This is a genomic window from Algibacter marinivivus (genome assembly GCF_003143755.1).
Lineage (GTDB): Bacteria > Bacteroidota > Bacteroidia > Flavobacteriales > Flavobacteriaceae > Algibacter_B > Algibacter_B marinivivus.
The window spans coordinates 211,006-234,569 of sequence record NZ_QFRI01000003.1; the positions used below are offsets into that span (position 1 = coordinate 211,006).

Here is a 23,564-nt window from a genome sequence, read left to right on the forward strand (position 1 = left end):
CGATAGTTATCGGGGTTAAGGGAGAAGTGCGAGGACTTGTAACGGATAGCCCGACCCTTGTGGTAACGCCATAAAAAAAACGATTGACGAACATAATATTCATCAATCGTTAATTTAAATTTATAAGCTGTAAATTATTTTAGCCTTTTAACCAAGCTTCGCGTAATGCATTTTGAGCATCTGTTGCGTTTTCTTTTACCTTTATGGCTTTACCGGTAGTATAGCCTTGTGTGGTAGTGGTTTTGATTACAACTTCTTTCCCGTCTCTTTCTAAAACAACTTCGATATCTCTACCAGGTTTCCAACCAAAAACTTCTCCTAAAACCGCATTGGCATTTTGAAGTGTTACCTCTTTTCCATCTACAGATTTAATAATATCATTAGGTTGTGCACCTTGTTCTTTCCAAAAACTATTTTCTAAAACGCTGTCTATAAAAAAGATGCCTTTATCTGGTGCTCCACTTACTATAGGCGCGCCATTTATAAGAATATAATTTGCTTCTACCTTACCTTCTGCTATTTCTAAACCTACTTTATCAAAGAATTTACTGTAATCAATAGGAATATCTCCTACTACATGCGTGTTTAAAAATTCGCCTACAGAAGGGTAAGTCATAGCAGTAATTTCTCCAATTAACTTATCGTCTTCAAAAGGTTTATTTTTTCCATATTTATTTGAAAGTTCTTTCATTAAAGATAATATACCTCTATTACCGTTGCTTTCCTCTCTCATTAAAATATCAATACACATCCCTATTAATGCACCTTTTTGATATACATTTAAATATTGATCTTTATAAGGGTCTTTTAAAATGTTTTCACTCATTATAGTGAAACTCATAGCATCGTTTAATTTTTTAGAGCGTTCAATTTTGCTCATTACTTTATCGTAAAAAGCCTTCTCTTTTACTAAACCTTGATCAATTTGAAATAAAGTTGCAAAATATTCTGTTACCCCTTCGTACATCCATAAATGCTTAGAAAATGTTGGGTTGTTATAATCAAAATAATGTACATCTTCTGAATGAACACTTAACGGTGTTACAATATGAAAGAACTCATGAGATACTACATCTGTCATACTAGATGCTATTGCTGCTTCGTCCATAGATTCTGGTAATACCACAACAGTAGATGTGTGATGTTCTAGGGCACCAAACCCCTTTGGAGAATCTTCTTTCCCTTCTGACAAGTATAAGTAAATATCATATCGTGGGGTAGAATTAATATCTCCTAAATAAGCCTTTTGAGCTTTCATCATCTTAAAAACAACGTCCTTAAGAGATTTAGCGGTGTGCACTTTATTTGGAGAATATACACTTAAAACAATTTTAATATCACCAACTTGAAACTCTTCAACATCAAGTTTACCATACATCATTGGATTGTCTGTAATATCAAAATATCTAGGTGCAAAATAACTTGTTGTTGTTGTTTTACCATCTTCACTCGTTTTTGAGCTTACATTTTGCAATGCAGAAGTACGTACAAAATCTGATGCAGCTGTAACATCTAATTTGTATTGATTATTTTTTAAAGAGTCAAAATACCCAATAAAACCATGTAAATTTAAAACGTAGTTATTAGTCTCTAAATTTGTACCTGATGGTGAAAATGGCGTGTCTTTTCCAATACCTCCACTCTTTTCAATATCATAAGTATCATTTACTAAATAGGTAATCTTATCTAATTCTTTGGCATTAGCAATGGTCCAAGTATTAGTATCCACATTAGTAACTGTCATTTCATTTCCTTTGTAATCAAAGGCTTTGAAGTCATCTACATATTTACCAAAATCACTCACAGAATATGTACCTTGAACTACTCTTGGTAGTCTGTAAGTTACAGTTTCAACAGTAAAACGTCCTGGATTAATTGTTACAGGAGCTTTATCATCAGAGATATTAGATAAATTTATTGAAGTTTCAATAGGTAAGCTTGTTGCTAAATCGTTACTAGCATTTTTAGTTGACCCACAGCCAACTAACAAAGCACCAGCAAAAAAAGCGAATAGTGTTTTTGTAGTCATCAAAAATCGATTTTATAGTTTTTTTAATTGACGTGCAAATTACCATATTGTTACGGGGTGCTTTCTTAAGGTTTTGTTAAATTCGCGATATGCAGAACCCATTAGTTAGTATTTTAATTCCATTTAAAAACACAGAAACGTTTATTGACGCGTGTATACAGTCGATTATAAAGCAAACTTATACACATTGGGAACTTGTTATTATTGACGACAACTCAACTGATAAAAGTTATTCTATAGTTAAAAATCTAGCACATCAAGATGACAGAATTAAGCTTTTTAAAAATTCTGGTAGCGGAATTATTGATGCATTACAATTGGCATTTACTAAAAGTTCTGGTAAATTAATCACTAGAATGGATAGTGATGATAGTATGCAGCCTAACAAAATAGAGGTTTTAGCTAACAATTTAATGACTTACGGTAAACATCATGTTGCTTTGGGTTTAGTTAATTATTTTTCTGAACAAGGTATAAAAGCGGGTTATAAAAGCTATGAGACTTGGTTAAATAAACTAACTAAAAATGGTACTAATTATTCTGAAATATATAAAGAGTGTGTTATCCCCTCGCCTTGTTGGATGATGCATCGGGAGGATTTAATAACTTGTGACGCCTTTAATCCTGAAAGATATCCAGAAGACTACGATTTAGCATTTCGGTTTTATAAACACAAATTTATATGTATTCCTTGTAATATTGTTTTGCATGATTGGAGAGATTATAGCCATCGAACCTCTAGGACTAATGAACATTACGCTGAAAATCACTTTATACCTTTAAAACTAGATTATTTTTTAGAGTTAGATTATAACCCAAAAAAAACACTAGTGGTTTGGGGTGCCGGTAATAAAGGGAAGTTTATTGCAAAATCGCTTATTGAAAAAAAATTACCTTTTGAATGGATTTGCGATAATCCAAAGAAAATTGGAAAAGATATTTACGGCACCGTTTTAAGGCCTTTTAATGATTTAGAAATCATTAAAAATCCGCAAAGTATTATTACTGTTGCCAACAAAACCGAACAAATAGCTATTAAAAACTACTTGAATAAATTAAAAATGACCTCTATTGAAGATTATGTTTTCTTTTGTTAGTCAAAAAAATTATATAGATTTGCTCAATCTAAATCAATATGCAGTTTAAACACCCCGAACTTCTTTACGCATTATTTTTACTGCTTATCCCCATTATTGTTCATTTATTTCAACTTCGTAAATTTCAAAAAGTCGATTTTACTAATGTGGCATTTTTAAAAGAAGCAACTCTACAAACTCGTAAAAGTTCGCAAATAAAAAAGTGGCTGATTCTTTTAACTAGAATGCTATTACTTACAGCTTTAGTCTTTGCTTTTGCTCAACCTTTTACTTCTAAATCTGACGCTTTTAAAAAAGAAAAAGAAACAGTTATTTATTTAGATAATTCGTTTAGTATGCAAGCTAAAGGAAACCAAGGCGAATTACTAAAACGTGCCATACAAGATATTATAGTTAATGTACCTGAGAATGAAAATATATCGTTAATTACAAATGATGCTATTTTTAAAAACACTACAATAAAGGCAATTAAAAATGATTTACTAGGGCTCAACTATTGTTCTGAAATATTAACGTCTGAAGCTGCTTTATTAAAAACCAAGACTTTAATAAATAAAAAAACTAATACTTTAAATAATATTATTTTAATATCTGATTTTCAAGAAGATGAATCATTATTAAAAAACATAAAAGATACTTCAATAAATTTAAATTTAGTAAATCTAGAACCAATCAATAAAAACAACGTAGCTATTGATAGTGTTTATATTTCTGAAACGAATCCTACGTCTATTGAGTTAAAAGTACGCTTAAAAAACAGTGGCATTCCTATTGAGAATTTGCCAGTTTCATTATACAATAACGATGAGCTAATCGCTAAGACTTCTGTATTTATTGAAGATGAAACTGAAACTATTTTCACCTTACCGGTAAACCAAATCATTCATGGAAAAATAAGTATTAACGATGCTAATTTACAGTTTGATAATGAGTTATTTTTTAACATCAATAAGGCTTCAAAAATTAATGTATTAGTAATTAACGGTAATAACGATAACTTCCTAAAACGTATCTATACAGATACTGAGTTTAACTATACCTCTACACCAGAACGCCAACTAAATTATAATTTAATTGATGCCCAACATCTTATTATTCTGAATGAGTTAAATAGTATTCCTGTAGCTTTAAATGCTGCTTTAAAACAATTTACTAATCAAGGAGGTTCCTTGGTTGTTGTACCTTCTAATTCTATTAATACTGCTTCATATAACCAATTATTAACAAATTACAGAGGTAGTTTTAAAGATTTTGTTTCTTCAGAAAAGCGTATTACAACAATAAATTATTCACATCCTTTATACAATACTGGCGTTTTTGAAAAGCAAGTAAAAAACTTTCAATACCCAAAAATTACTAGTTTTTACAATGTAAATACCAACGGCCTTTCAAATGTTTTGAACTTTGAAGATGGCAAATTGTTTTTAGGCCAGTTTAAAAACACATTTGTTTTTACATCCGCTTTAAATCAGAAAAATTCAAGTTTTCAAAACTCTCCCTTAATTGTTCCGACGCTTTACAATATTGCAAAACAAAGTTTTAAAATCCCTGATTTATACTACACAATTGGAAAAGAAAACAGTTTTGATGTGGAAACAAAAATGCAGCAAGATGCCGTTTTATCTTTAGTTAATGAAGATATAAACATCATCCCGAAACAACAGTATTTTAATAACAAAGTTGTTGTAAACACATCAGAACAGCCATCAATAGCAAAAACTTACGCTATTAAAAACAAGACAGAAACCGTTAAACACGTGAGTTATAATTACAGCAGACAAGAGAGTCAACTCACGTATAAAGACCTTTCTAATATAGAGCATGCTACTGTTAGCAATTCTATCACTAAAGTTTTCGATACTATAAAAAGTGACACAAAAGTTAACGTGCTATGGAAATGGTTTGTTATTTTTGCACTAGCGTTATTGATTATTGAAATGCTCATCTTAAAATTCTTTAAATGAACATACTTATAAAATCGGCCACAATTATAGATTCTAAAAGCGAGTTTCACAATACAACTCAAGACATCTTAATTGAAAATGGCGTGATTACTAAGATTTCCAGCAGCATTAAAAATCCTAAAAACTATAAAGAAGTTAAACGTGATAACCTTCATATATCTCAAGGTTGGTTTGATAGTAGTGTGAGTTTTGGAGAACCTGGATACGAAGAACGCGAAACTATAAAAAACGGTCTTAAAACTGCTGCCTACTCTGGATATACTGCTGTAGCTGTAAATGCTAACACCAATCCAGTAATAGATTCCAACTCAGATATTACATTTTTAAATTCTAAAGCCAGTAATAATGCGGTAAGCTTATTTCCAATAGGTGCCTTAACCGTTGGAAGTAAAGGTGAAGATTTAGCAGAACTGTTTGACATGAATACTGCTGGAGCTGTTGCATTTTACGATTATAAGAAACCCATTTCTAACCCAAACTTAATGAAGATTGCACTGCAATATGCCAGCAATTTTGATGGTTTGGTTTGCTCATTTCCTCAGGAAAATAAAATTTCTGGAAATGGTGTTATGAATGAAAACATAACGAGCACCAAATTAGGTTTAAAAGGTATTCCTGCATTAGCAGAAGAACTTCAAGTTGCAAGAGATTTGTTTTTATTGGAATACACAGGCGGGAAATTACATATCCCAACAATTTCAACAGCTACATCTGTAACACTTATCAAAGAAGCGAAAAAGAAGAAACTGGATGTTACTTGTAGCGTCGCTATCCATAACTTATACTTTACTGATGACGTTTTAACGGATTTTAACACCAATTTTAAGGTATTACCCCCATTACGAACGCAAACTGATATAGAGGCTTTAATTGAAGGTGTTAAAGATGGTACTATTGATATGGTTACCACTGACCACAATCCTATTGATATTGAAGACAAAAAAATAGAATTTGACCATGCTAGCTACGGTACTATTGGTTTAGAAAGTGCTTTAGGAGCTTTACAAAACTTATTTACCATAAAAAAAACTATTGAGGTTTTAACAAAAGGAAAAACACGATTTGGAATTGAATCCTCTTCTATAGCGGTTGGAAACAGAGCAGACATCTCACTTTTTGATCCGGATAGTAAATACACATTCTCTAAAGCAGATATTGTTTCAAGATCTAAAAACGCGATTTTTGAAAATGAAACTTTAAAAGGAAAAGCTTACGGAATTATTGCTAATAATAAAGCCGTTTTAAATTCTTAATTAATGACTGAACAAGATATAGATAAAGGGCGCCAAAACGCTATTATTAGTTACATTACCATTTTTGGCGTTATTATAGCTTATTATTTAAATAATGAAGATGCTAAAAAAAGTGCGTTTGCTAGTTTTCATATTAGACAATCTTTAGGGCTTTGGCTTACTTTTTTTGCTTTAGGATATATAATAGGAAGCTTTAATAGTTGGCTAATTACGTCTTCTTTTTATTTGTTTTTTGCAGTCCTTTTTATTTATGGCTTTACAAATGCCATTGGAAGAAAAGAACAGCCTGTACCTTTAGTTGGTAACTTATACCAAAAAATATTTTCAAATCTCGGATCTTAAATGTTACATACCTCGCTCGCTCTAGATCATCTTATTCGTGAATCTAGCCTAACTGAAAACGCACCACTTTTAATACTTCTACATGGTTATGGTAGTGATGAAAACGACTTATTTTCTTTTGCTGCTGAATTACCAGAAGAGCTTTTTATTATTTCAGTTAAAGCGCCCTACCAGATGCAACCTTATGGAAATGCTTGGTATGCCATTAATTTTGATGAAGTGAAAGGTAAATGGAGTGATAACGAACAAGCTAAAAGTTCTCGTGATTTAATTGCTACGTTTATTGATGAAGCTGTAGCTGAATATCCTGTAAATAAAAACAATGTATCGCTTCTTGGATTTAGCCAAGGTTCTATCTTAAGTTACGCTGTTGCTTTAACATACCCTGAGAAAGTAAAAAACATAGTAGCACTTAGCGGCTACATTAATAAAGATATTTTTCCTGAGAATATAGAAAATCGAGATTACTCTAACTTAGATTTTTACTGCTCTCATGGAAGTGCAGACCAAGTAATTCCTGTTAATTGGGCTAGACTTACACCTCCTTTTTTAGATAGTCTACATATTAAACACCAATACTCTGAGTTTCCTGTGGAACATGGTGTAGCCCCTCAAAACTTTTATCAGCTTAAAGATTGGATAGAAAAACGTATTTAATAAATTTCATATATTAAACCTTTAAATTCAGGTTCATATGAAAACGCTTTCATCTATCACATTTTGTTTATTTCTTTTTACAGGAACTTCTTTATTTTCTCAAGACGCAACACAGCTTAAAGCTATAAATACAGATTTATGGGAAAATTTCACCAAAGCTTTTGAGGATCTGGATTACAATTTATTTTCCAGCTTACATTCAAATGATTTAGTTAGAGTTAGCGGAAACTCACAAAGTATTAAAGACTTAACTGAATATATAGAAAGTTATAAGAATCACTGGAAAGACAAAGCCATAAATCAGACTATCTCTTTTAGGTTTTTAGAACGCATTTGTAATAATTATAAAGCCTCTGAGCGTGGTATTTATAAATTAACTAGAAACCCAAATACTGCAAACGAAAAATCTTATTATGGTAAATTCCATGTGATTTTGAAAAAGGAAAATGGCATCTGGAAAATATTAGTGGATTATGATTCATCAGAAAATAATACAATTGATGAAGCATCATATCAAAAAGCATTTGATATTGAGGATTTTGATAAATACAAGAAATAAAAAAATCCAGCTAAATGCTGGATTTTTTTTATATCATAAATTAGGTTTTCCTAACTGTTTACTACTAACCTAAAGCCTTCTCCGTGAATATTAAGTATTTCTACTTTTTCATCAAGTTTCATATACTTACGAAGTTTTGCAATATACACATCCATACTACGTGATGTAAAATAATTATCATCGCGCCATATTTTAGTAAGTGCCAATTCACGTGGCATTAAATCATTTTCATGTAAAGCTAACAAACGTAATAATTCATTTTCTTTCGGAGATAATTTAACAGGATCTCCACCATCAAATTTCAAGAAACGGAGTTTTGAATTTAAATCGAATCGTCCAATTTTAAACTCAAATTGCTTACTATCTGAAATAGTTTCTGTAGCTTTTCTTTGAATGATAGCTTTAATCTTCATTAAAAGCACCTCGCTATCAAAGGGTTTATTTAAGTAGTCATCCGCACCTACTTTATAACCTTTTAAAACGTCTTCTTTCATCGTTTTAGCAGTTAAGAATATGATTGGTACGTCTGTATTTTTTTCTCTTATTTCTTTAGCTAAAGTAAACCCGTCTTTATAAGGCATCATAACATCAAGGATACATAAATCAAAATCGTCTTTCTTGAATTTTTCGAAACCTTCCATACCGTTTTTAGCATGTGTAACTTCATACTCATTCATCATTAAATAATCCTTAAGAACGGTTCCAAAATTCGGATCGTCTTCTACTAATAATATTCTTTTTTTAAACTCTTCCATAATTATGATATTAACGGAAGCTTAATAATAAATGTGCTTCCTTTTTCTTTTTCTGTTTCTACTGATACATGACCTTGATGGTCTTCTACAATTCTTTTAACGTAAGCCAAACCTAATCCGTGACCTTTAACGTTATGAATATTTCCCGTGTGCTCTCTATAAAACTTTTCGAACACTTTTTTGGCAGCCGCTTTACTCATACCGCTACCATGATCTTTAATTTTTAATATAATATTTGTTCCTGCATTTTCAGTATAAACTTCTATTTTAGGAGCGTCTGGAGAATATTTAATAGCATTGTCCAGAATATTTACTATAACATTGGTAAAGTGTGTTTCGTTAGCTAAAATTGACGATTTATCAGCATTTAAAAACGTTTTCATAGAACCGCCTCTATCTTCAACAATAAGTTCTACGTGTGTTAAAGCATCTTCTACTAAGTCGTGTAACTTGACTCTATCCTTACTAATGTTTAATTCATTTTTTTCTAGTTTAGATATTCTTAAGACATTTTCAACTTGCGCGTGCATACGCTTGTTTTCTTCTTTTATCATTCTGAGATAACGCTTCACCTTCTCTTTATCATCAATAACCTTAGGATTCTTTATAGCATCAAGAGCTAAGTTTATTGTTGCTATTGGCGTTTTAAACTCATGCGTCATATTATTTATAAAATCTGTTTTAATTTCAGAAATTTTACGTTGCTTAACTAACTGAAATAATGCACTTGTATATGCTAATATGATAATAGAAGTGAAAATTATCGATAATAAAATCATGCCTATTATACCAGATAAAATAAATTTACCATCATCAGGAAAATTAACAAGCAGCCTGTAAGGTGTTTGATTGTTTTCATCATAGAAAACCGGCACTTTGAAATTTGAATTGGGTTCATATTCAAAGTTATCACTTCTTACTTTTGTTGCTAAATCGTTACTGTAAATAGCAAATTCAAAATCGATATCTATATTATCTTTTTTAAGTTTTTCTGATAAAAGCGTTTTAATTTCTGCTTCAGAAACACGCTTATGAATTGGCGTGCGTTTTGAAATCTCTTTAAAACTTTTGTCAAAACTTAAGCGTTGTGCTTCATCTATAGTACCACTTCTAATAATTTTTGAAATAGGGCTTTTTATATCTCTATTCCCTGTGTTATTATATATTTCAGCGGTTGATTTTGCTGTGATGTTTTTAATATCGAGGCTATCTAAACCAATGTCAAAGAGCGAAGAAGATAGTTTATAGTTCTCTTCTAAAACATTACTTCTGTAAATGAGCGTTTCTTTAGTGCTATTATTCTTTTGATAAATGAGTAACTGCGAAACTGCATCTTCATCTGCTTTTTTATCACTATCTAAGTTTAAAAACTTAGCAAAATACTTTTCCGATTCGTTTTCTTCTATAGTGTTTGAAACATAATTTAACGCCTTTACAACATTGAATTTGAAGCGTTCCTTTTCGTTTTCAACAGAATCATTAATATAATAAGCTTGAATAGCAATAATACCAACTAAAGACAAGCTCATGAGTATTATCAATAGAATGAATAATCTTTTGCCCATTATTCAAAATTAACATTTTAACATTTAGGGTTATTACCTTTTAACCTTACATTAACAAAAATGTTAAATTTTAAGATACTTTAGCCTTAACAAGAAGTTTCTTATGAATTTTTAAGACTTGTTTTTTAGTTTCATCTAAGTCTATATTTTCAATAACAAAATGAGAACGTTTTATTTTCTCTTCATCTGACCATTGATTTTTCATAATAGCTTCAATTTTGTCTTTTGAAGTATTATCACGCTTAAGTAAGCGTTTTATTCTTGTTTCTATTGGAGATATAACGGTTATAACATAATCGCATGCCTTATGTCCATTGTTTTCAAATAAAATAGCAACCTCTTTTATAACATATTGAGAATCTTGCTTTAAAACCCATTTCTCAAAATGTCTAGCAACTTTCGGGTGGACTATTGCATTCATCTTAGCCAAATAATTTTTATCATTAAAAATGATGTTAGCTATAAATGGCTTATTTAATTCATTACCTAAATAGGCTTTATCTCCAAATAATTTGATAAGCTTTCTTTTAATAATTTTTGAGCGCCTCATTAAAGCTTTAGCTTCTTCATCCGCAATATAAACGGGAACACCCAAATCAGAAAACTGTTTTGCTACAGTTGTCTTTCCACTACCAATACCACCTGTAAGTCCTACTATAATCATTTTGTAACAATAAATTCTATATGTTGTTGACCTAGTCTAGCATTCTTAACAACCTTTGGATACTTAACAAGTTCTGGGTTTAAAAAAGACTGATTTTTACTAGTTTTATTATAATCACAGACTACTTTAAAATGTGAGGGTTGAATTTTATTAAAATCACTCAAACTGACATAATAAGAAACTGTAACAGTTTTTGGGAAATATTTTAATTCAATATCTGAAGGAGTGTTAATTACTGAAACCGGAATAGTAAGTGTACCTTCAGTAAATTTTTCAACCAAACCTTTTAATAATATTATTTCAGAAGAAAATTTTAAATCTGATAGATTTTTAGGTAACTTGAGGCTTACTCGTTCTGCTATATCTGCTCTTATATCACTCAAAATAACGTCTTCTGTTTCAATAAGGTTAACTTCAGAGACCAATAAATCTGGCCCAACTACTGTTATAGAATCTGGCTCTGACACAATATTACTTGACATATCAAAACCTGGAACAAAATTGATTTCAGCATTAATCTTAACTGGAACTTTTTTTACCATATTTACACCATAACGAAATGTTATAGGGTCAGGAGAGATATTTAAAAGCTCTACTTGCTTACCAAACTGTGTATTATTTAAATATGATTTTGATTTATTCCAAACAAAGATGCCATCATTTCTATACACATCATTACTGAAATCTATTTTGATTTTTGGTGGTGCAAAATAATATTTCAACCATTTAAAACCATGTGTTTTTAGAGTGATATTAAAATAGGTTGAATCATTTAAAATTACATTCTCTTGAGGTACATTTAGCTTTTCAATTTCAAAAGACATGGTTTTAGTATACTCTTTTGATAGCTTAGTGAATATCAAAATAACAAACGCAGACAGTAAAAACAAAATGAACACGTTGATTCTTTTATTTTTAAATGATGCTAAAATATCTGCTTTTAACTTCTTCATTATTTCAATTTAAAAAATAATTTAGGAAAATACGCTTCAGGATTCTTATTTAATATTAAAATCGCAAAGGTTGATTTTAGAAATCCGTAACCATAACCAAAAAATTGTATTAAAATTGCGGGAATAACTAATATAGAAACTATTAGACTTTTAGTGTTTGTTAAAGCTAATACAAATGCAATTGCGAAATACACTCCATAAGCAAATAATAGCCATTTAATACCGAATACAAAACATATAACTGCTAATATTAAGCCAATACTAAATAGCGTTGGAAACCAATATGTTACTTTTTTTGTTGATGGATGCCATTTGTTTAATATAGGGCGAACCACACCAAATTTATTAACTTGGGTGTAAAAATTATTCCAAGAAATTCTACGTTTATGATACACATAAGCTTCTAGTATTAGTTTTGTTTTATAACCTAAATTCCATAATCTGATTGATAAATCGGGATCTTCTCCAGGATGAATTCTTCCGAAGCCTTGAGAGTCTTCAAATGCTTTTTTTGAAAGTCCCATGTTGAAACTTCTGGGTTGAAATTTACCAACACTGTTTTTGCTCCCTCTAATACCTCCTGTGGTTATAAATGAAGTCATAGAAAAATTAATTGCTTTTTGTAGGTTTGAAAACGAATGATGTGCAGCATCTGGACCGCCAAAACAATCTACAAATTCTGATTTTAAGCTTTTTTCTACTTCTATTAAGTATTGTTTAGGAAGAATACAATCTGAATCTAAAATGATAAAATAATTGCCTTTAGCATGTTGCATTCCAAAATTTCTAGAATCTCCCGGACCTGAATTTTCTTTAAAGAAATAGGATATATTTAGATTTTTGTTGAATGCTTCAACAACATCTTTTGATGTGTTTTTTGAACCATCTTCAATAATTACAATTTCAAAAGGTATATTCCCTTCTAAGGCATCAAAACTTTCTAAAAGTTCTTGAATTTCATCAGGACGATTATATACAGGAATAATAAATGAATATTGTAATTGCATAACACAAATGTAACTAATCCTTTCACAATTTTTAGCATACTTGCAATTGCTTTTTGATTGTACTCTTTATTGGCGGACACGTGCAAGAGCGATAGAAGTGGTTAGCTTTTGGCGAGGCGAGCATCGAGCCAAAACTAGTAACGGATAGCGCGGTTTTTATTTCAAAAACTTGCCATAAAAAAAGCCGCCTTTTTCAAGGCAGCTTTATTGTATTAAAAGTTTTATTTATTCTTCTCCTGTAAAGGTTGACATTACGGCATCACTTACGCCCATATTGCTAAATCCTCCGTCATTATATAAGTTTTGCAACGTTACACGCTTAGTTAAATCACTAAATAATGACACTGTATAATTAGCACAATCCATTGCAGTTGCATTACCAAGCGGCGACATTTTATCTGCGTAAGCTATAAATCCATCAAAGCCTTTTACACCACTACCAGCAGTTGTTGGTGTTGGTGATTGTGAAATGGTGTTAACACGAACGTTTTTATCACGCCCAAAGAAGTAACCAAAGCTACGTGCAATACTTTCTAAATATGCTTTATTATCTGCCATATCATTATAATCAGGAAAAACACGTTGTGCAGCCATATAGGTTAATGCCACAATACTTCCCCATTCATTCATGGCATCAGACTTATATAAAGTTTGCATCAATTTATGAAAAGACATTGCCGAAACATCAGTTCCCTTTTGAGTCCAAGCATAGTTTTGATCAGTATAATGTTTTCCTTTTCTAACATTAATAGACATACCAATAGAATGCAATACAAAATCAATTTTACCTCCTAAAATCTCCATAGACTGGTCAATTAAATTTTGTAAATCTTCTTCAGAAGTAGCATCAGCAGGAATAACTTGAGAACCAGTTTTTTCTGCAAGCTCATTAATTTGCCCCATTCGCATTGCAACTGGCGCATTGGTAAGCACAAATTGACCTCCTTCTTCATGAACACGTTCTGCAGTTTTCCAAGCAATAGAATTTGAATCTAATGCTCCGAAAATAATTCCTTTTTTTCCTTTTAGTAAGTTATACATATGTATTGGTTTATATGTTGATTAATTATTTGTTTAATATTGGGTGTAAAGATAATATTAAAATTATGATTTTTAATAATTAAGATTCCTGCCTTCGCAGGAATGACAAGCTAATTGAGTAATTCTTTAGCATGTGCAATAGCAGATGAAGACATTTCTGAACCTCCAAGCATTTGTGCAATTTCAACAATTCTATCATCATGATTAAGCTTAATCAAATTGGTTTGAGTTACCTCATTAACATCTTCTTTATATACCTTAAAATGCGAATGCCCTTTAGCAGCAATTTGTGGCAAATGTGTAATTGAAAACACTTGCATTGTTTTACTCATTTGCAACATGATATCTCCCATTTTATTAGAAATCTCGCCAGAAACGCCTGTATCAATTTCATCAAACATAATTGTTGGCAATTGAATATAACCAGCTAAAATAGATTTTATAGCTAACATAATTCTAGAAAGCTCACCTCCAGATGCAGCTTTTTTCAATTCGTTAAAACTACCGCCTTTATTTGCTGAAAATAAAAATGAAAGTTCATCTTTTCCATTTGTATAGTAAGTATCACTTTCTATAACATCAATTTTAAATTGCGCATTTGGCATTCCTAAATCTATCAAAATAGTTTCCAGATGTGCTTTTAACTGAGGAATAATTTTAGAACGGTTTTTATGAATGGTTTGGGAAATAGCGTTTAATATTTTTTCTTTTGAATTGATTTCCGATTGCTTTTCCTGAATGGTTTCATCTAAGTTTTCAGTAACAGAAACTTGTTCTTCAAGTTGGTTTTTTATTGAAATTAATTCTGAAACATCTGATGCTACATGCTTTTGCATCAAACTATGAATAGTTTTTAATTTTCCATTTACAAATTCTAACCTGTTAGGGTCAGCATCTAAACCATCTTGTAAATCGTTAACTTCTGAGAATAAGTCGTCCATTTCAATCAGACTGCTATTTACTCTTTCAAATAATTCTTCATATTTAGATGCGAAACCAGATAGCGTTTGAAAAGTGTTTTTTAGAGCCGTCAACGTTGATAGTACGCCAATTTGTTCATCATCTAATAGATGATAAGCTTCTGCTAACTTTTCTTTAATGCCTTCAATATTATTTAAGGTTTCATATTCCTCCTCAAGAGTTTTTATGTCTCCTTCAACTAAATTAGCCTCAATTAGTTCATTTAATAAAAAGGAGTTGTAGTCGTGCTCTTTGATAGCTTCTGATTGAAAAGCTATAAGCTCTTTATATTCTTTTTGGAGATTTTTATAAACCCCCAATTCTTCTTTATAATTTTGGAGAACCTCATCATGCTTTGCTAAAGCATCAATAATTTGAAATTGAAAATCATTACTAGTAAGCTGCAATGTTTGATGTTGCGAATGAATATCTATTAATCGTTCTCCTAACAATTGTAAACTCGAAAGGTTTACCGGAGAGTCATTAACAAAAGCTCTAGATTTTCCAGAAGGTAATATTTCTCTTCTAATTATTGTCTGCGGTTCATAATCAAAATCTTCTGACTCAAAAAGTGACTTTAAATTATAATTCGAAATATTAAAAACAGCTTCAATAATGCATTTTTGTGTTTCATCTTTTAAACTACTTAAATCGGCACGTTTTCCTAAAATTAATGATAAACCACCAAGTAGTATTGATTTTCCTGCTCCGGTTTCACCTGTAATTATAGACAAGCCATTGTTAAAATCCACATTGAGGTTATCAATTAATGCGTAGTTTTTTATGGAGAGGGAAGTAAGCATATAATAATGTTCAGTAATTAGCTGATGTGATTAGAACTAAAAATACTAATAAATAATTAATACTTTATGTTTTGCCATTTGCTACTATGCATAGGTGCAATTCGCTGTAAAGCTTCTTTTAAGGTGGCAATATTAACACTAGGGCCGTCTGTAAAAATCTGCTCAACTTCTTCAGCTTTTGCATCAAAAAATGTTCGCAATAAGAATGAATTTGGTCTGCGGCTATTCATAGCTTGAAATTTCACTAAAGAAGTTGCTACTTCTTCTTTACCTGCTTTAACATCGTTACTCATAACATCTAAACCATTTCTATGGTAAGAATAAATTACATTCCTAAATTCTTTGAATGTTGGAGAGAGCACATTATCTATTAATGTAAAACGACTTTGTAATCCGTCTTCTAATTTCCAGCCTTGAAAATTCCCTTGTTGTGAATAATTTGTGATGATTTGAGCTTGTTTATAATATTCATCCCCACCATTTTCCTGAAATGAATCTGCATCTAAGGCTAAAATCATATTCACATGAAAAGCTAAAACTGATATTAAATTAGATTCAAATTGTGTAGGATTATAAATTAAATTTTGAAACTCTAAATATTTAAAATTGAAATCCTTGTCGTTAAAATTATAAATTGGTGTGCTAAACGATGAACCATAAATTGGTCTTGAAGATTGCACTTGTAACGTAGCCTGAAAAGATTCTCCACTGTATTGAATAACATTCACAAACATATTGCAATTAATACGTTCTTGATCTTTAAATGTTTTTTTTGTCCATTTAGTGTTATTGATAAACTCGTTAAGTTGCTTTTCTAAGGTTTTAAAAATGGGAAAGTTTTCATTTCCTGTTTGTTCTGCGTTTACAACCACATTACAATTTAACTCTTGAGTAAACCCTTTTAAACTAAGGCAAATTAATAGTACAACTAGAATATTACGCATCAATTTCTGATATAATTTTATTTAATAAATCCGAAGCTACTTCAGACTTTGACTTTAATTGAAACTCGGAAACATTTTCTTTATCATCAATAAAAGTGACTTTATTAGTATCTGTTTTAAAACCAGCTCCTTTGTCATTTAACGAATTTAATACAATTAAATTTAAATTCTTTCTTTTTAATTTCCCTTTAGCATTTTCTAACTCGTTATTTGTTTCTAAGGCAAACCCAACAAGGTATTGTTGTTTTTTAATCTCGCCTAAAGAAGCTAAGATATCTTTAGTTTTTTCTAACTCTAAAGTTAACGTATCTGACTTCTTTTTTATTTTCTGAGAAGCAACTTCTTTTGGTTTGAAATCTGCAACGGCAGCTGAAAGTATACCTATATCTGATGCTTTAAAATATTTATGCACCTCATCATACATATTTTGCGCACTTACAACAGGTTTGATACTAATTAAACTATTTGAAACATTTTGATGTGTTGGTCCAGTAACCAAAATAACCTCTGCGCCCATGTTAGCTGCAGCTTTGGCTATTTCAAACCCCATTTTCCCACTAGAATGGTTTCCAATAAAGCGAACAGGATCAATAGCTTCGTAAGTTGGTCCAGCAGTAATTAATACTGTTTTACCACGTAGTGGAAGTTTTCCTAAAATATCTTTTTCTATAAATGAAACTATATCTTCAGGTTCTGCCATTCTACCCTCGCCTACCAATCCACTGGCAAGCTCACCACTTGTTGCAGGAATCATAATATTACCAAACTCATTCAACTTTTTAAATGACTCTAAAGTTGAAGGATGCTTATACATATCTAAATCCATTGCTGGCGCAAAATACACAGGACATTTTGCTGATAGGTATGTTGCTAATAGTAAATTATCACTGGCTCCATTTGACATCTTAGACAATGTATTGGCTGTAGCAGGAGCTATAACAAACAAATCTGCCCAAAGGCCTAAATCTACATGATTATTCCAAACAGCATTATCATCATCTTCATTAGTAAATGAGGAATAAACAGGATGCTTGGATAAGGTTGATAAAGTTAATGGTGTTATAAAATCTTTAGCAGCGGGCGTCATAACAACTTTTACTTCAGATCCAGATTTTATAAACAACCTAACTAACGAAGCCGTTTTATAAGCTGCAATGCCTGCGGTAATGCCAAGTAGTACTTTTTTTCCACTTAATATACTCATATAAAGACTTTGTTTAATAACCAAACAAACTCCAACACCATTCATTAAAACGGTATTGGAGTTTATTTAATGGTGTTTAAATTTAGAAATTATTCTTGAGAATCTTCCTCTGTATTTCTAAAATAAATTTTATCTGTCAACCATTCTTGAACAGCTAACGCATGAGGCTTAGGCAATTTCTCATAAAATTTTGAAACCTCAATTTGCTCTTTGTTTTCAAAGATTTCTTCAAGACTATCATTATAAGTAGCAAATTCTTCTAACTTATCAATAAGCTCTTTTTTAATCTCAGTGTTAATTTGTTCTGCACGTCTAGATATGATTGAAATTGACTCGTAGATGTTTTCTGTTGGCTCATCTATTTGATTTCTATCATACGTTACCGTATTAACTGGAGCATTGGTTTTTTTTAAATCCATTATATTATAATTTAACTTTTGGTGCTGTAACTTTTTAGTTCACTATTTATTTCTGAAGACATTTTATTAACATCTTCAATATGTTTTGAGCTAGAATAGGCTTGCTTAAAAGCTTCAGAATACTCTTTAGCTGTTTCTAAACGTTCCTTTTTCAAATGTACCAATCCATTTCGCAATGTGTTTTTATACTCAACACTATTTATTGCGAGTTTATAAGCTGAATCTAATCTATAAAACAAAGCATCTTCTCTTAGTTTAGATCCAGGAAATTCAAATATAAAATTATCAAATGATCTTACCGATGCTGGATAATCTGAAATTTGGTTGTATTGCTTAGCTACCTCATATGCTTTTTTCTCAAGTTTAAAATCTAATTCTTGAATTAGCTTATTGGCATCAGCTACATATTTAGAATTAGGAAATAAATTGATAAATTCTTGTAGTTTTTCAATAGCTTCCTTTGTTTCCTTTTGGTCTTTACTATAAATTGGTGATAATTGATAATAGCTTTTTGCACCTAAAAAAGATGCTTCTTCTAGTTTTTCACTTTTAGGATAACTTGAAGCAAATCGTTCAAACTGATAACCAGCCACATAATAATCCTTCATTTGGTAAAATGTATTTGAATATAAATACATTAATTTTTCAGCTTGTGGTTTTCCTCTGTAATTTGGAACAATTTGAGCAAAAAGCCTATTAGCTTTATCAAATTTACCTTCGTCATACAAAGCTTCACCCAGTTTAAATTTTTTAGCTATTGCCCCTTCCCCATCAGCTTTTAAAACTTTTTGGTACTCACTACAACTACTTAAAACAGCAAAAACTAATAGAATGTAAAAAAATTTGTTCATAGATTTTTAATACAGCATGCAAAAATACGCTATTAATATGGATTTTAAAAATATTATTTCTCAGCTAAAATAATGGCAAAAAGTAAGTAATTATAAGGTTTAAGTAATATTTAACACACTAAAAAGCATTAACAAAATCTTTAATTTTAGATTTTAAACCATTTGAAGCTGGAACCAATGGTAACCTAACACTATCATTACATAAATTTAAAGCCTCAAAAACAGCTTTTATTCCTGCAGGGTTATTTTCTTCAAAAATATAATTTACAACATCCATAAGTTTATAATGGAGCTTATATGCTTCACTTGACTCTCCCTTCAAACCAAAACGAATCATACTAGAAAACTCTTTTGGAAAAGCTTGCCCAATTACTGAAATAACTCCAGAACCACCGGCCAAAGTAACTCCAAGGGCTAAATCATCATCTCCAGAAATAATTAAGAAATCTTCTGGCTTATCTTTTATAAGTTCTAAATATTGCGCCATATTATTACCTGCTTCTTTTACGGCAATAACATTATCAAAATCGTTTGCTAATCTTAAAGTTGTATCTACATCTACATTTTTGGAAGTTCTTCCTGGTACATTATATAAAATAATATCTATTGGAGACGTCTCTGCAATGGCTTTAAAATGCTGATAAATGCCCTCTTGAGTTGGTTTGCTATAATAAGGAGATACAGATAAAATGGCATCAATGTTACTTAAATCTGTAGTTTTTATCTCTTCCAAAACAGCCATGGTATTATTTCCGCCAATACCAAGAACTAGAGGTAATCTACCGTTATTAGCTTTAGAAATAGTTTCAACCACATCCTTTTTTTCTTGTTTATTTAGTGTTACACTTTCTCCTGTTGTTCCACATATTACAAGATAATCAGTACCATTATCAATATTATAATTTACAATATTAGTTAATGCTTCATGATCAATAGTTAAATCAGAATTAAATGGTGTAACCAATGCAACTCCAGTACCTACAAACTTATTACTCATTATTACTTAATTTTTTTAAAAATGGTTAGATATTTAAAAACTTCTTCTTTAAAAAGACTAAACTGTTTCAAATTAGTTTTTATAATTAAATCATTTAAACGTTCATCAGATTGTAAAATCCCTATTTTAAATTTTGCTATAGATTCAGCAGTTATTAATTTAAGCTCTAAAATTTCTTTTTGATAATAACTAATTAAAACATCAAATTCGGTTTCTAAAAAAGCTTTTAATTCCATATTCTTTATAGCACCATTCCAACCAAAATCTTTTGGATTATAGCATTCATCCCAAGAGTGTATGTCATCCTTTTTGCTGGATGAAAATGCTATAATCTTGAGTTTATTAGGTCTAACTTTAATATGGTCTGCTAATTCTCTTAGAGATTCAAAATCGTTTATTTCATCAATATTCAAGATAATACCTAAACTAATAACCTTGTCCGCATTAACATTAACCTTGCGTTCTGTTAATAATTTGTTTAAGTACTTTTTATTAGATTTTTCTTTAAAACCCTTTAAAATCATTTATCTTTAAACTTTGCGCAAAGGTAGCAAAAGTACATTCAAATTTTACGCTTTAATATGAGGTTTACACATTTCTTTATTTTGTTATATTTTTTAACTTTTCTTAATTGTAAACATGAAAAATCAAATCTTTATAAAATTGAAGGAAAACAAATTCAAGTAACAGATTCTATAGCTTTAGATTCTGAAATTGAAGCTTTCATAAAGCCTTTTAGAGATAATATTCAAAAAGATTTAGATAGTACTTTAGCATATTCTGCAGGCACTTATTCTAAAAATGATGGTGATTTTAATACAGCTGTTGGTAACTTTATGGCTGATGCTGTTTACTCTGAAGCTAATCCAATTTTTAAAAGTAGAACTGGTAAGGATATTGATTTAGTATTGTTAAATCATGGTGGTATACGAGCACCCTTAAACAAGGGAAGCGTATCCAAAAGAACTGCTTTTCAATTAATGCCTTTTGAAAATAGTATCGTTGTAATTGCTCTTAAAACTTCTCAAATAAATAGTTTAATTGATTATTTACTTAAGGCGAAAAGAGCACACCCTATTTCAAAACTTAAATTAACTATAGATGAAAATTTCAACCTTGTTGATGCTAAGATTAAAGATGAACACATAAAAAATAATCACACATATTATGTTGCTACAAGTGATTATTTGTATAATGGAGGTGATAATATGTCTTTCTTTAAACCAAATGATAGTATTTATAGAATTAACTATAAAATCAGGAATGCTTTAATTGATAAATTCAATAAGCTAGACACCATAAAACCAGTTATTGACGATAGATTTATTCAAATTAAGTAAACTATGAAACGTAGAGATTTTATTCAACAAGCATCAGCTGGAACAGCATTAGTTACATTAGGAAGTTTAGGCTTACAATCTTTTACAAATAAACCGAAAACAACAAAAGTAACCATACTTCACACAAACGATGTGCATAGTCATATTGATACTTTTGGTCCTGAAGATGGTAGAAATGCAAATAAAGGAGGTGTAGCAAGACGAGCTAGTTTAATTGATTCCATTAGAAAAGAAAACCCAAATACGTTATTATTAGATGCTGGAGATATTTTTCAAGGCACCCCTTATTTTAATTATTACGGTGGCGAGTTGGAATTTAAACTTATGAGTAAACTTAAATATGATGCTGCAACTATTGGTAATCATGATTTTGATAATGGTATTGATGGTTTATATGCACAATTACCCCATGCAAATTTTCAATTTTTATCTGCTAACTATGATTTTTCAAATACTATAATGGATACACATACCAAGCCTTATCAAATATTCATTAAAGATGGAATTAAGATAGGTGTTTTCGGTTTGGGTATTAAATTAGATGGTTTAGTAGCTCCTAAAATGTTTAAAGAGACAAAATATTTAAATCCTGTAGAGATTAGCCAAGACATGTCTAGGATATTAAAAACGGAAGAAAAATGTGATTTGGTTATCTGTTTGTCTCACTTAGGATATCACTACCGAAACTCAAATAAAATTAGTGATTTATCTTTAGCAAAAGCAACGAAAGATATTGATTTAATTATTGGAGGCCACACACACACATTTCTTCCAAAACCGACGGTTGTTAAGAATAAAGAAAATAAAAACATGCTAGTAAACCAAGTAGGCTGTTATGGTATAAACCTTGGGAAAATTGATTTTTATTTTGATTCTGACAAGAATAAATCAGCAAATGGCACATCTATTATTGTGTAAAAAATATTTAGAATGTTAAGAAACATAGCTATTTGCGTCTAAGCATTTAACTAAATAACTATATTATGAAAAAATATATACCTCTTGCATTAAGAATAATTGTTGCTGTAATTTTAATTCAAACCTTACGTTTTAAATTTTCTGCTCATCCAGATAGTGTTTACATATTTGAAACTGTTGGATTAGAGCCAATTGGAAGAATAGGCATAGGTGTCTTAGAACTTATAGCTGGTATTTTATTACTTATACCTAAAACAGTATGGATTGGGGCTGGTTTAACTTTAGGATTAATTGGTGGCGCTATTATGATGCACTTAACGCAATTAGGAATAGAAGTAAAAGGTGATGGAGGTTTACTTTTTGGAACTGCAGTATTAACTTTTATTCTTTCTGCAATTATTCTTTATTTATACAAAAATGACATTCCGTTCTTAAAGAAGAAAGCCTAATTATGTTCAGCTACTAAATACTTCTCTTCTTGATTAGAAACATTTAATAACTTTGACTGTTGATAGAAGAAATAAAATGCGCTTAGAGCTAGCGTTGTAGATAGAAAATTTAAAAAACTCCTTTGGTCTATATAAATATAAGCTATATCCATTACCTCTGCAAAAACAATACATAACGCACCCAAGAACAGGTAAAGTGATTTTTTATTGTCTTTATAAAAATAGTTTAAAAGTGACATCGACAACAATAACAGCACCACTATGTTATAAGTTAACTCAATATAATAATCACTCTCAATAACTAAATTTGGATCGATTATAGCATGTAATACATACAACAGGTATACATTTAAGATACTCAAGACTAATAAATGCAATTTGAAATGTTTAATAATATGAGAAAAGCATATAGATTTACTAATTTTTATTACTAGAAATAAATACGATAATATATAAAGTGAATTTCCAAAATAATATGAAAAATCGTAAATCCAAGATGGCCCATTAGGGATGCTACCTATTACTAACCCTAAAATGTCAGCCAAGGAATAACTCAATAAAAACCATAAAAATAATTTGCTTTTTCTTTTTATTAATAAAAAGTATAGCACAGTTATTATTGGTACAATTAAAGAATTAAAGTAATAAGCTACATCTTGATATCCGCTAAATTCAAAAATAGCAAATAAGATGTAACATATTAAAACAAATCCTACCAAGACTTTCGACTTGTACATGAGAGTAATTTAGTGTTCAAGTACAAATATAAACAATTTTTACAATTAAACGTAAA

At 30.4% G+C, this 23,564-nt stretch carries 24 protein-coding genes; 9 read left to right on the forward strand and 15 right to left on the reverse strand.

Annotated elements, in window-relative coordinates:
* Positions 1-139: 139 nt before the first annotated feature.
* Complete coding sequence (locus DIS18_RS12540) at positions 140-2,029, reverse strand: M61 family metallopeptidase (RefSeq protein ID WP_109353427.1); 1,890 nt, start codon at positions 2,027-2,029, stop codon at positions 140-142.
* 89 nt (positions 2,030-2,118) lie between these two features.
* Between DIS18_RS12540 and DIS18_RS12545 the strand changes: the two genes are divergently transcribed.
* From DIS18_RS12545 to DIS18_RS12570, 6 genes are read left to right on the forward strand one after another with little or no spacing between them, the layout of a single operon-like run.
* Positions 2,119-3,126, forward strand: a complete 1,008-nt coding sequence (locus DIS18_RS12545; RefSeq protein WP_109353428.1) for a glycosyltransferase family 2 protein — start codon at positions 2,119-2,121, stop codon at positions 3,124-3,126.
* A gap of 38 nt (positions 3,127-3,164) precedes the next feature.
* On the forward strand, positions 3,165-5,090 hold the full coding sequence (locus DIS18_RS12550; RefSeq protein WP_109353429.1) for a BatA domain-containing protein: 1,926 nt from the start codon (positions 3,165-3,167) through the stop codon (positions 5,088-5,090).
* Positions 5,087-6,343: a dihydroorotase gene (locus DIS18_RS12555; RefSeq protein ID WP_109353430.1), complete on the forward strand. Its 1,257-nt coding sequence runs from the start codon at positions 5,087-5,089 to the stop codon at positions 6,341-6,343. The genes DIS18_RS12550 and DIS18_RS12555 overlap by 4 nt, the downstream gene beginning before the upstream one ends.
* A 3-nt stretch (positions 6,344-6,346) precedes the next feature.
* Positions 6,347-6,685, forward strand: a complete 339-nt coding sequence (locus tag DIS18_RS12560; protein WP_109353431.1) for a hypothetical protein — start codon at positions 6,347-6,349, stop codon at positions 6,683-6,685.
* Positions 6,686-7,342, forward strand: a complete 657-nt coding sequence (locus tag DIS18_RS12565) for an alpha/beta hydrolase (RefSeq protein WP_109353432.1) — start codon at positions 6,686-6,688, stop codon at positions 7,340-7,342.
* Positions 7,343-7,379: 37 nt separating this feature from the next.
* Positions 7,380-7,901 carry a nuclear transport factor 2 family protein gene (locus DIS18_RS12570; protein ID WP_109353433.1) on the forward strand — a complete coding sequence of 174 codons (522 nt, stop codon included), beginning with the start codon at positions 7,380-7,382 and terminating at the stop codon, positions 7,899-7,901.
* A 50-nt stretch (positions 7,902-7,951) separates the two neighbouring features.
* Here the strand turns inward: DIS18_RS12570 and DIS18_RS12575 are convergent, their stop codons facing one another.
* The 13 genes from DIS18_RS12575 to DIS18_RS12635 form a co-directional block, all read right to left on the reverse strand.
* Complete coding sequence (locus DIS18_RS12575; protein ID WP_109353434.1) at positions 7,952-8,656, reverse strand: response regulator transcription factor; 705 nt, start codon at positions 8,654-8,656, stop codon at positions 7,952-7,954.
* 2 nt (positions 8,657-8,658) lie between these two features.
* A complete protein-coding gene (locus DIS18_RS12580; RefSeq protein ID WP_181364050.1) occupies positions 8,659-10,221 on the reverse strand; it encodes a sensor histidine kinase in 1,563 nt (520 codons plus the stop codon).
* Between the two features lie 70 nt (positions 10,222-10,291).
* The gene (gene coaE, locus DIS18_RS12585) at positions 10,292-10,885 is read right to left on the reverse strand and encodes a dephospho-CoA kinase (RefSeq protein WP_109353436.1); all 594 of its coding nucleotides are present in this window, start codon (positions 10,883-10,885) and stop codon (positions 10,292-10,294) included.
* Positions 10,882-11,838: a CdaR family protein gene (locus DIS18_RS12590; protein WP_109353437.1), complete on the reverse strand. Its 957-nt coding sequence runs from the start codon at positions 11,836-11,838 to the stop codon at positions 10,882-10,884. Before DIS18_RS12590 ends, coaE begins: the two co-directional genes overlap by 4 nt.
* On the reverse strand, positions 11,838-12,845 hold the full coding sequence (locus DIS18_RS12595) for a glycosyltransferase family 2 protein (RefSeq protein ID WP_109353438.1): 1,008 nt from the start codon (positions 12,843-12,845) through the stop codon (positions 11,838-11,840). Before DIS18_RS12595 ends, DIS18_RS12590 begins: the two co-directional genes overlap by 1 nt.
* 225 nt (positions 12,846-13,070) lie before the next feature.
* The gene (locus tag DIS18_RS12600) at positions 13,071-13,886 is read right to left on the reverse strand and encodes an enoyl-ACP reductase FabI (protein ID WP_109353439.1); all 816 of its coding nucleotides are present in this window, start codon (positions 13,884-13,886) and stop codon (positions 13,071-13,073) included.
* Positions 13,887-13,996: 110 nt separating this feature from the next.
* Positions 13,997-15,649 carry a DNA repair protein RecN gene (gene recN, locus DIS18_RS12605; RefSeq protein WP_109353440.1) on the reverse strand — a complete coding sequence of 551 codons (1,653 nt, stop codon included), beginning with the start codon at positions 15,647-15,649 and terminating at the stop codon, positions 13,997-13,999.
* A 56-nt stretch (positions 15,650-15,705) separates the two neighbouring features.
* Positions 15,706-16,593: a type IX secretion system protein PorD gene (gene porD, locus DIS18_RS12610; protein WP_109353441.1), complete on the reverse strand. Its 888-nt coding sequence runs from the start codon at positions 16,591-16,593 to the stop codon at positions 15,706-15,708.
* Positions 16,586-17,797, reverse strand: a complete 1,212-nt coding sequence (gene coaBC, locus DIS18_RS12615) for a bifunctional phosphopantothenoylcysteine decarboxylase/phosphopantothenate--cysteine ligase CoaBC (RefSeq protein WP_109353522.1) — start codon at positions 17,795-17,797, stop codon at positions 16,586-16,588. Before coaBC ends, porD begins: the two co-directional genes overlap by 8 nt.
* 89 nt (positions 17,798-17,886) lie before the next feature.
* Positions 17,887-18,216, reverse strand: a complete 330-nt coding sequence (locus tag DIS18_RS12620) for a DNA-directed RNA polymerase subunit omega (RefSeq protein WP_136481415.1) — start codon at positions 18,214-18,216, stop codon at positions 17,887-17,889.
* Between the two features lie 11 nt (positions 18,217-18,227).
* Entirely contained in the window at positions 18,228-19,067 is an 840-nt protein-coding gene (locus DIS18_RS12625; RefSeq protein WP_109353443.1) for an outer membrane protein assembly factor BamD, read from the reverse strand.
* Positions 19,068-19,185: 118 nt separating this feature from the next.
* Positions 19,186-20,064 (reverse strand): 4-hydroxy-tetrahydrodipicolinate synthase, encoded by an 879-nt coding sequence (dapA, locus tag DIS18_RS12630; RefSeq protein ID WP_109353444.1) that lies wholly within the window; start codon positions 20,062-20,064, stop codon positions 19,186-19,188.
* A 2-nt stretch (positions 20,065-20,066) separates the two neighbouring features.
* Positions 20,067-20,588, reverse strand: coding sequence for a DUF6913 domain-containing protein (locus DIS18_RS12635; RefSeq protein WP_109353445.1), 522 nt, complete (start codon positions 20,586-20,588; stop codon positions 20,067-20,069).
* A gap of 57 nt (positions 20,589-20,645) precedes the next feature.
* Here DIS18_RS12635 and DIS18_RS12640 point away from each other — a divergent pair, with 57 nt between their 5' ends.
* The 3 genes from DIS18_RS12640 to DIS18_RS12650 all read left to right on the forward strand — a co-directional run bounded on the left by DIS18_RS12640 (position 20,646) and on the right by DIS18_RS12650 (position 22,771).
* On the forward strand, positions 20,646-21,404 hold the full coding sequence (locus tag DIS18_RS12640) for a 5'-nucleotidase C-terminal domain-containing protein (protein ID WP_181364051.1): 759 nt from the start codon (positions 20,646-20,648) through the stop codon (positions 21,402-21,404).
* 3 nt (positions 21,405-21,407) lie between these two features.
* Positions 21,408-22,322 carry a bifunctional metallophosphatase/5'-nucleotidase gene (locus DIS18_RS12645; protein WP_109353446.1) on the forward strand — a complete coding sequence of 305 codons (915 nt, stop codon included), beginning with the start codon at positions 21,408-21,410 and terminating at the stop codon, positions 22,320-22,322.
* 65 nt (positions 22,323-22,387) lie between these two features.
* Positions 22,388-22,771 carry a DoxX family protein gene (locus tag DIS18_RS12650; RefSeq protein ID WP_109353447.1) on the forward strand — a complete coding sequence of 128 codons (384 nt, stop codon included), beginning with the start codon at positions 22,388-22,390 and terminating at the stop codon, positions 22,769-22,771.
* Here DIS18_RS12650 and DIS18_RS12655 read toward each other — a convergent pair.
* A complete protein-coding gene (locus tag DIS18_RS12655) occupies positions 22,768-23,508 on the reverse strand; it encodes a hypothetical protein (protein WP_109353448.1) in 741 nt (246 codons plus the stop codon). The genes DIS18_RS12650 and DIS18_RS12655 overlap by 4 nt on opposite strands.
* Between the last annotated feature and the right edge of the window lie 56 nt (positions 23,509-23,564).

Bases quoted from the DNA above. Each gene is read 5' to 3' on its own strand.
- DIS18_RS12550 (WP_109353429.1), top strand. From the start codon at position 3,165: ATGCAGTTTAAACACCCCGAACTTCTTTACGCATTATTTTTACTGCTT.
- DIS18_RS12560 (WP_109353431.1), top strand. From the start codon at position 6,347: ATGACTGAACAAGATATAGATAAAGGGCGCCAAAACGCTATTATTAGT.
- DIS18_RS12645 (WP_109353446.1), top strand. From the start codon at position 21,408: ATGAAACGTAGAGATTTTATTCAACAAGCATCAGCTGGAACAGCATTA.
- DIS18_RS12600 (WP_109353439.1), bottom strand. From the start codon at position 13,886: ATGTATAACTTACTAAAAGGAAAAAAAGGAATTATTTTCGGAGCATTA.
- DIS18_RS12565 (WP_109353432.1), top strand. From the start codon at position 6,686: ATGTTACATACCTCGCTCGCTCTAGATCATCTTATTCGTGAATCTAGC.
- dapA (WP_109353444.1), bottom strand. From the start codon at position 20,064: ATGAGTAATAAGTTTGTAGGTACTGGAGTTGCATTGGTTACACCATTT.
- DIS18_RS12595 (WP_109353438.1), bottom strand. From the start codon at position 12,845: ATGCAATTACAATATTCATTTATTATTCCTGTATATAATCGTCCTGAT.
- DIS18_RS12555 (WP_109353430.1), top strand. From the start codon at position 5,087: ATGAACATACTTATAAAATCGGCCACAATTATAGATTCTAAAAGCGAG.
- DIS18_RS12625 (WP_109353443.1), bottom strand. From the start codon at position 19,067: ATGAACAAATTTTTTTACATTCTATTAGTTTTTGCTGTTTTAAGTAGT.
- DIS18_RS12580 (WP_181364050.1), bottom strand. From the start codon at position 10,221: ATGGGCAAAAGATTATTCATTCTATTGATAATACTCATGAGCTTGTCT.
- DIS18_RS12570 (WP_109353433.1), top strand. From the start codon at position 7,380: ATGAAAACGCTTTCATCTATCACATTTTGTTTATTTCTTTTTACAGGA.
- DIS18_RS12545 (WP_109353428.1), top strand. From the start codon at position 2,119: ATGCAGAACCCATTAGTTAGTATTTTAATTCCATTTAAAAACACAGAA.
- DIS18_RS12640 (WP_181364051.1), top strand. From the start codon at position 20,646: ATGAGGTTTACACATTTCTTTATTTTGTTATATTTTTTAACTTTTCTT.
- recN (WP_109353440.1), bottom strand. From the start codon at position 15,649: ATGCTTACTTCCCTCTCCATAAAAAACTACGCATTAATTGATAACCTC.
- coaBC (WP_109353522.1), bottom strand. From the start codon at position 17,797: ATGAGTATATTAAGTGGAAAAAAAGTACTACTTGGCATTACCGCAGGC.
- DIS18_RS12540 (WP_109353427.1), bottom strand. From the start codon at position 2,029: ATGACTACAAAAACACTATTCGCTTTTTTTGCTGGTGCTTTGTTAGTT.
- DIS18_RS12655 (WP_109353448.1), bottom strand. From the start codon at position 23,508: ATGTACAAGTCGAAAGTCTTGGTAGGATTTGTTTTAATATGTTACATC.
- DIS18_RS12650 (WP_109353447.1), top strand. From the start codon at position 22,388: ATGAAAAAATATATACCTCTTGCATTAAGAATAATTGTTGCTGTAATT.
- DIS18_RS12590 (WP_109353437.1), bottom strand. From the start codon at position 11,838: ATGAAGAAGTTAAAAGCAGATATTTTAGCATCATTTAAAAATAAAAGA.
- coaE (WP_109353436.1), bottom strand. From the start codon at position 10,885: ATGATTATAGTAGGACTTACAGGTGGTATTGGTAGTGGAAAGACAACT.
- DIS18_RS12620 (WP_136481415.1), bottom strand. From the start codon at position 18,216: ATGGATTTAAAAAAAACCAATGCTCCAGTTAATACGGTAACGTATGAT.
- porD (WP_109353441.1), bottom strand. From the start codon at position 16,593: ATGCGTAATATTCTAGTTGTACTATTAATTTGCCTTAGTTTAAAAGGG.
- DIS18_RS12575 (WP_109353434.1), bottom strand. From the start codon at position 8,656: ATGGAAGAGTTTAAAAAAAGAATATTATTAGTAGAAGACGATCCGAAT.
- DIS18_RS12635 (WP_109353445.1), bottom strand. From the start codon at position 20,588: ATGATTTTAAAGGGTTTTAAAGAAAAATCTAATAAAAAGTACTTAAAC.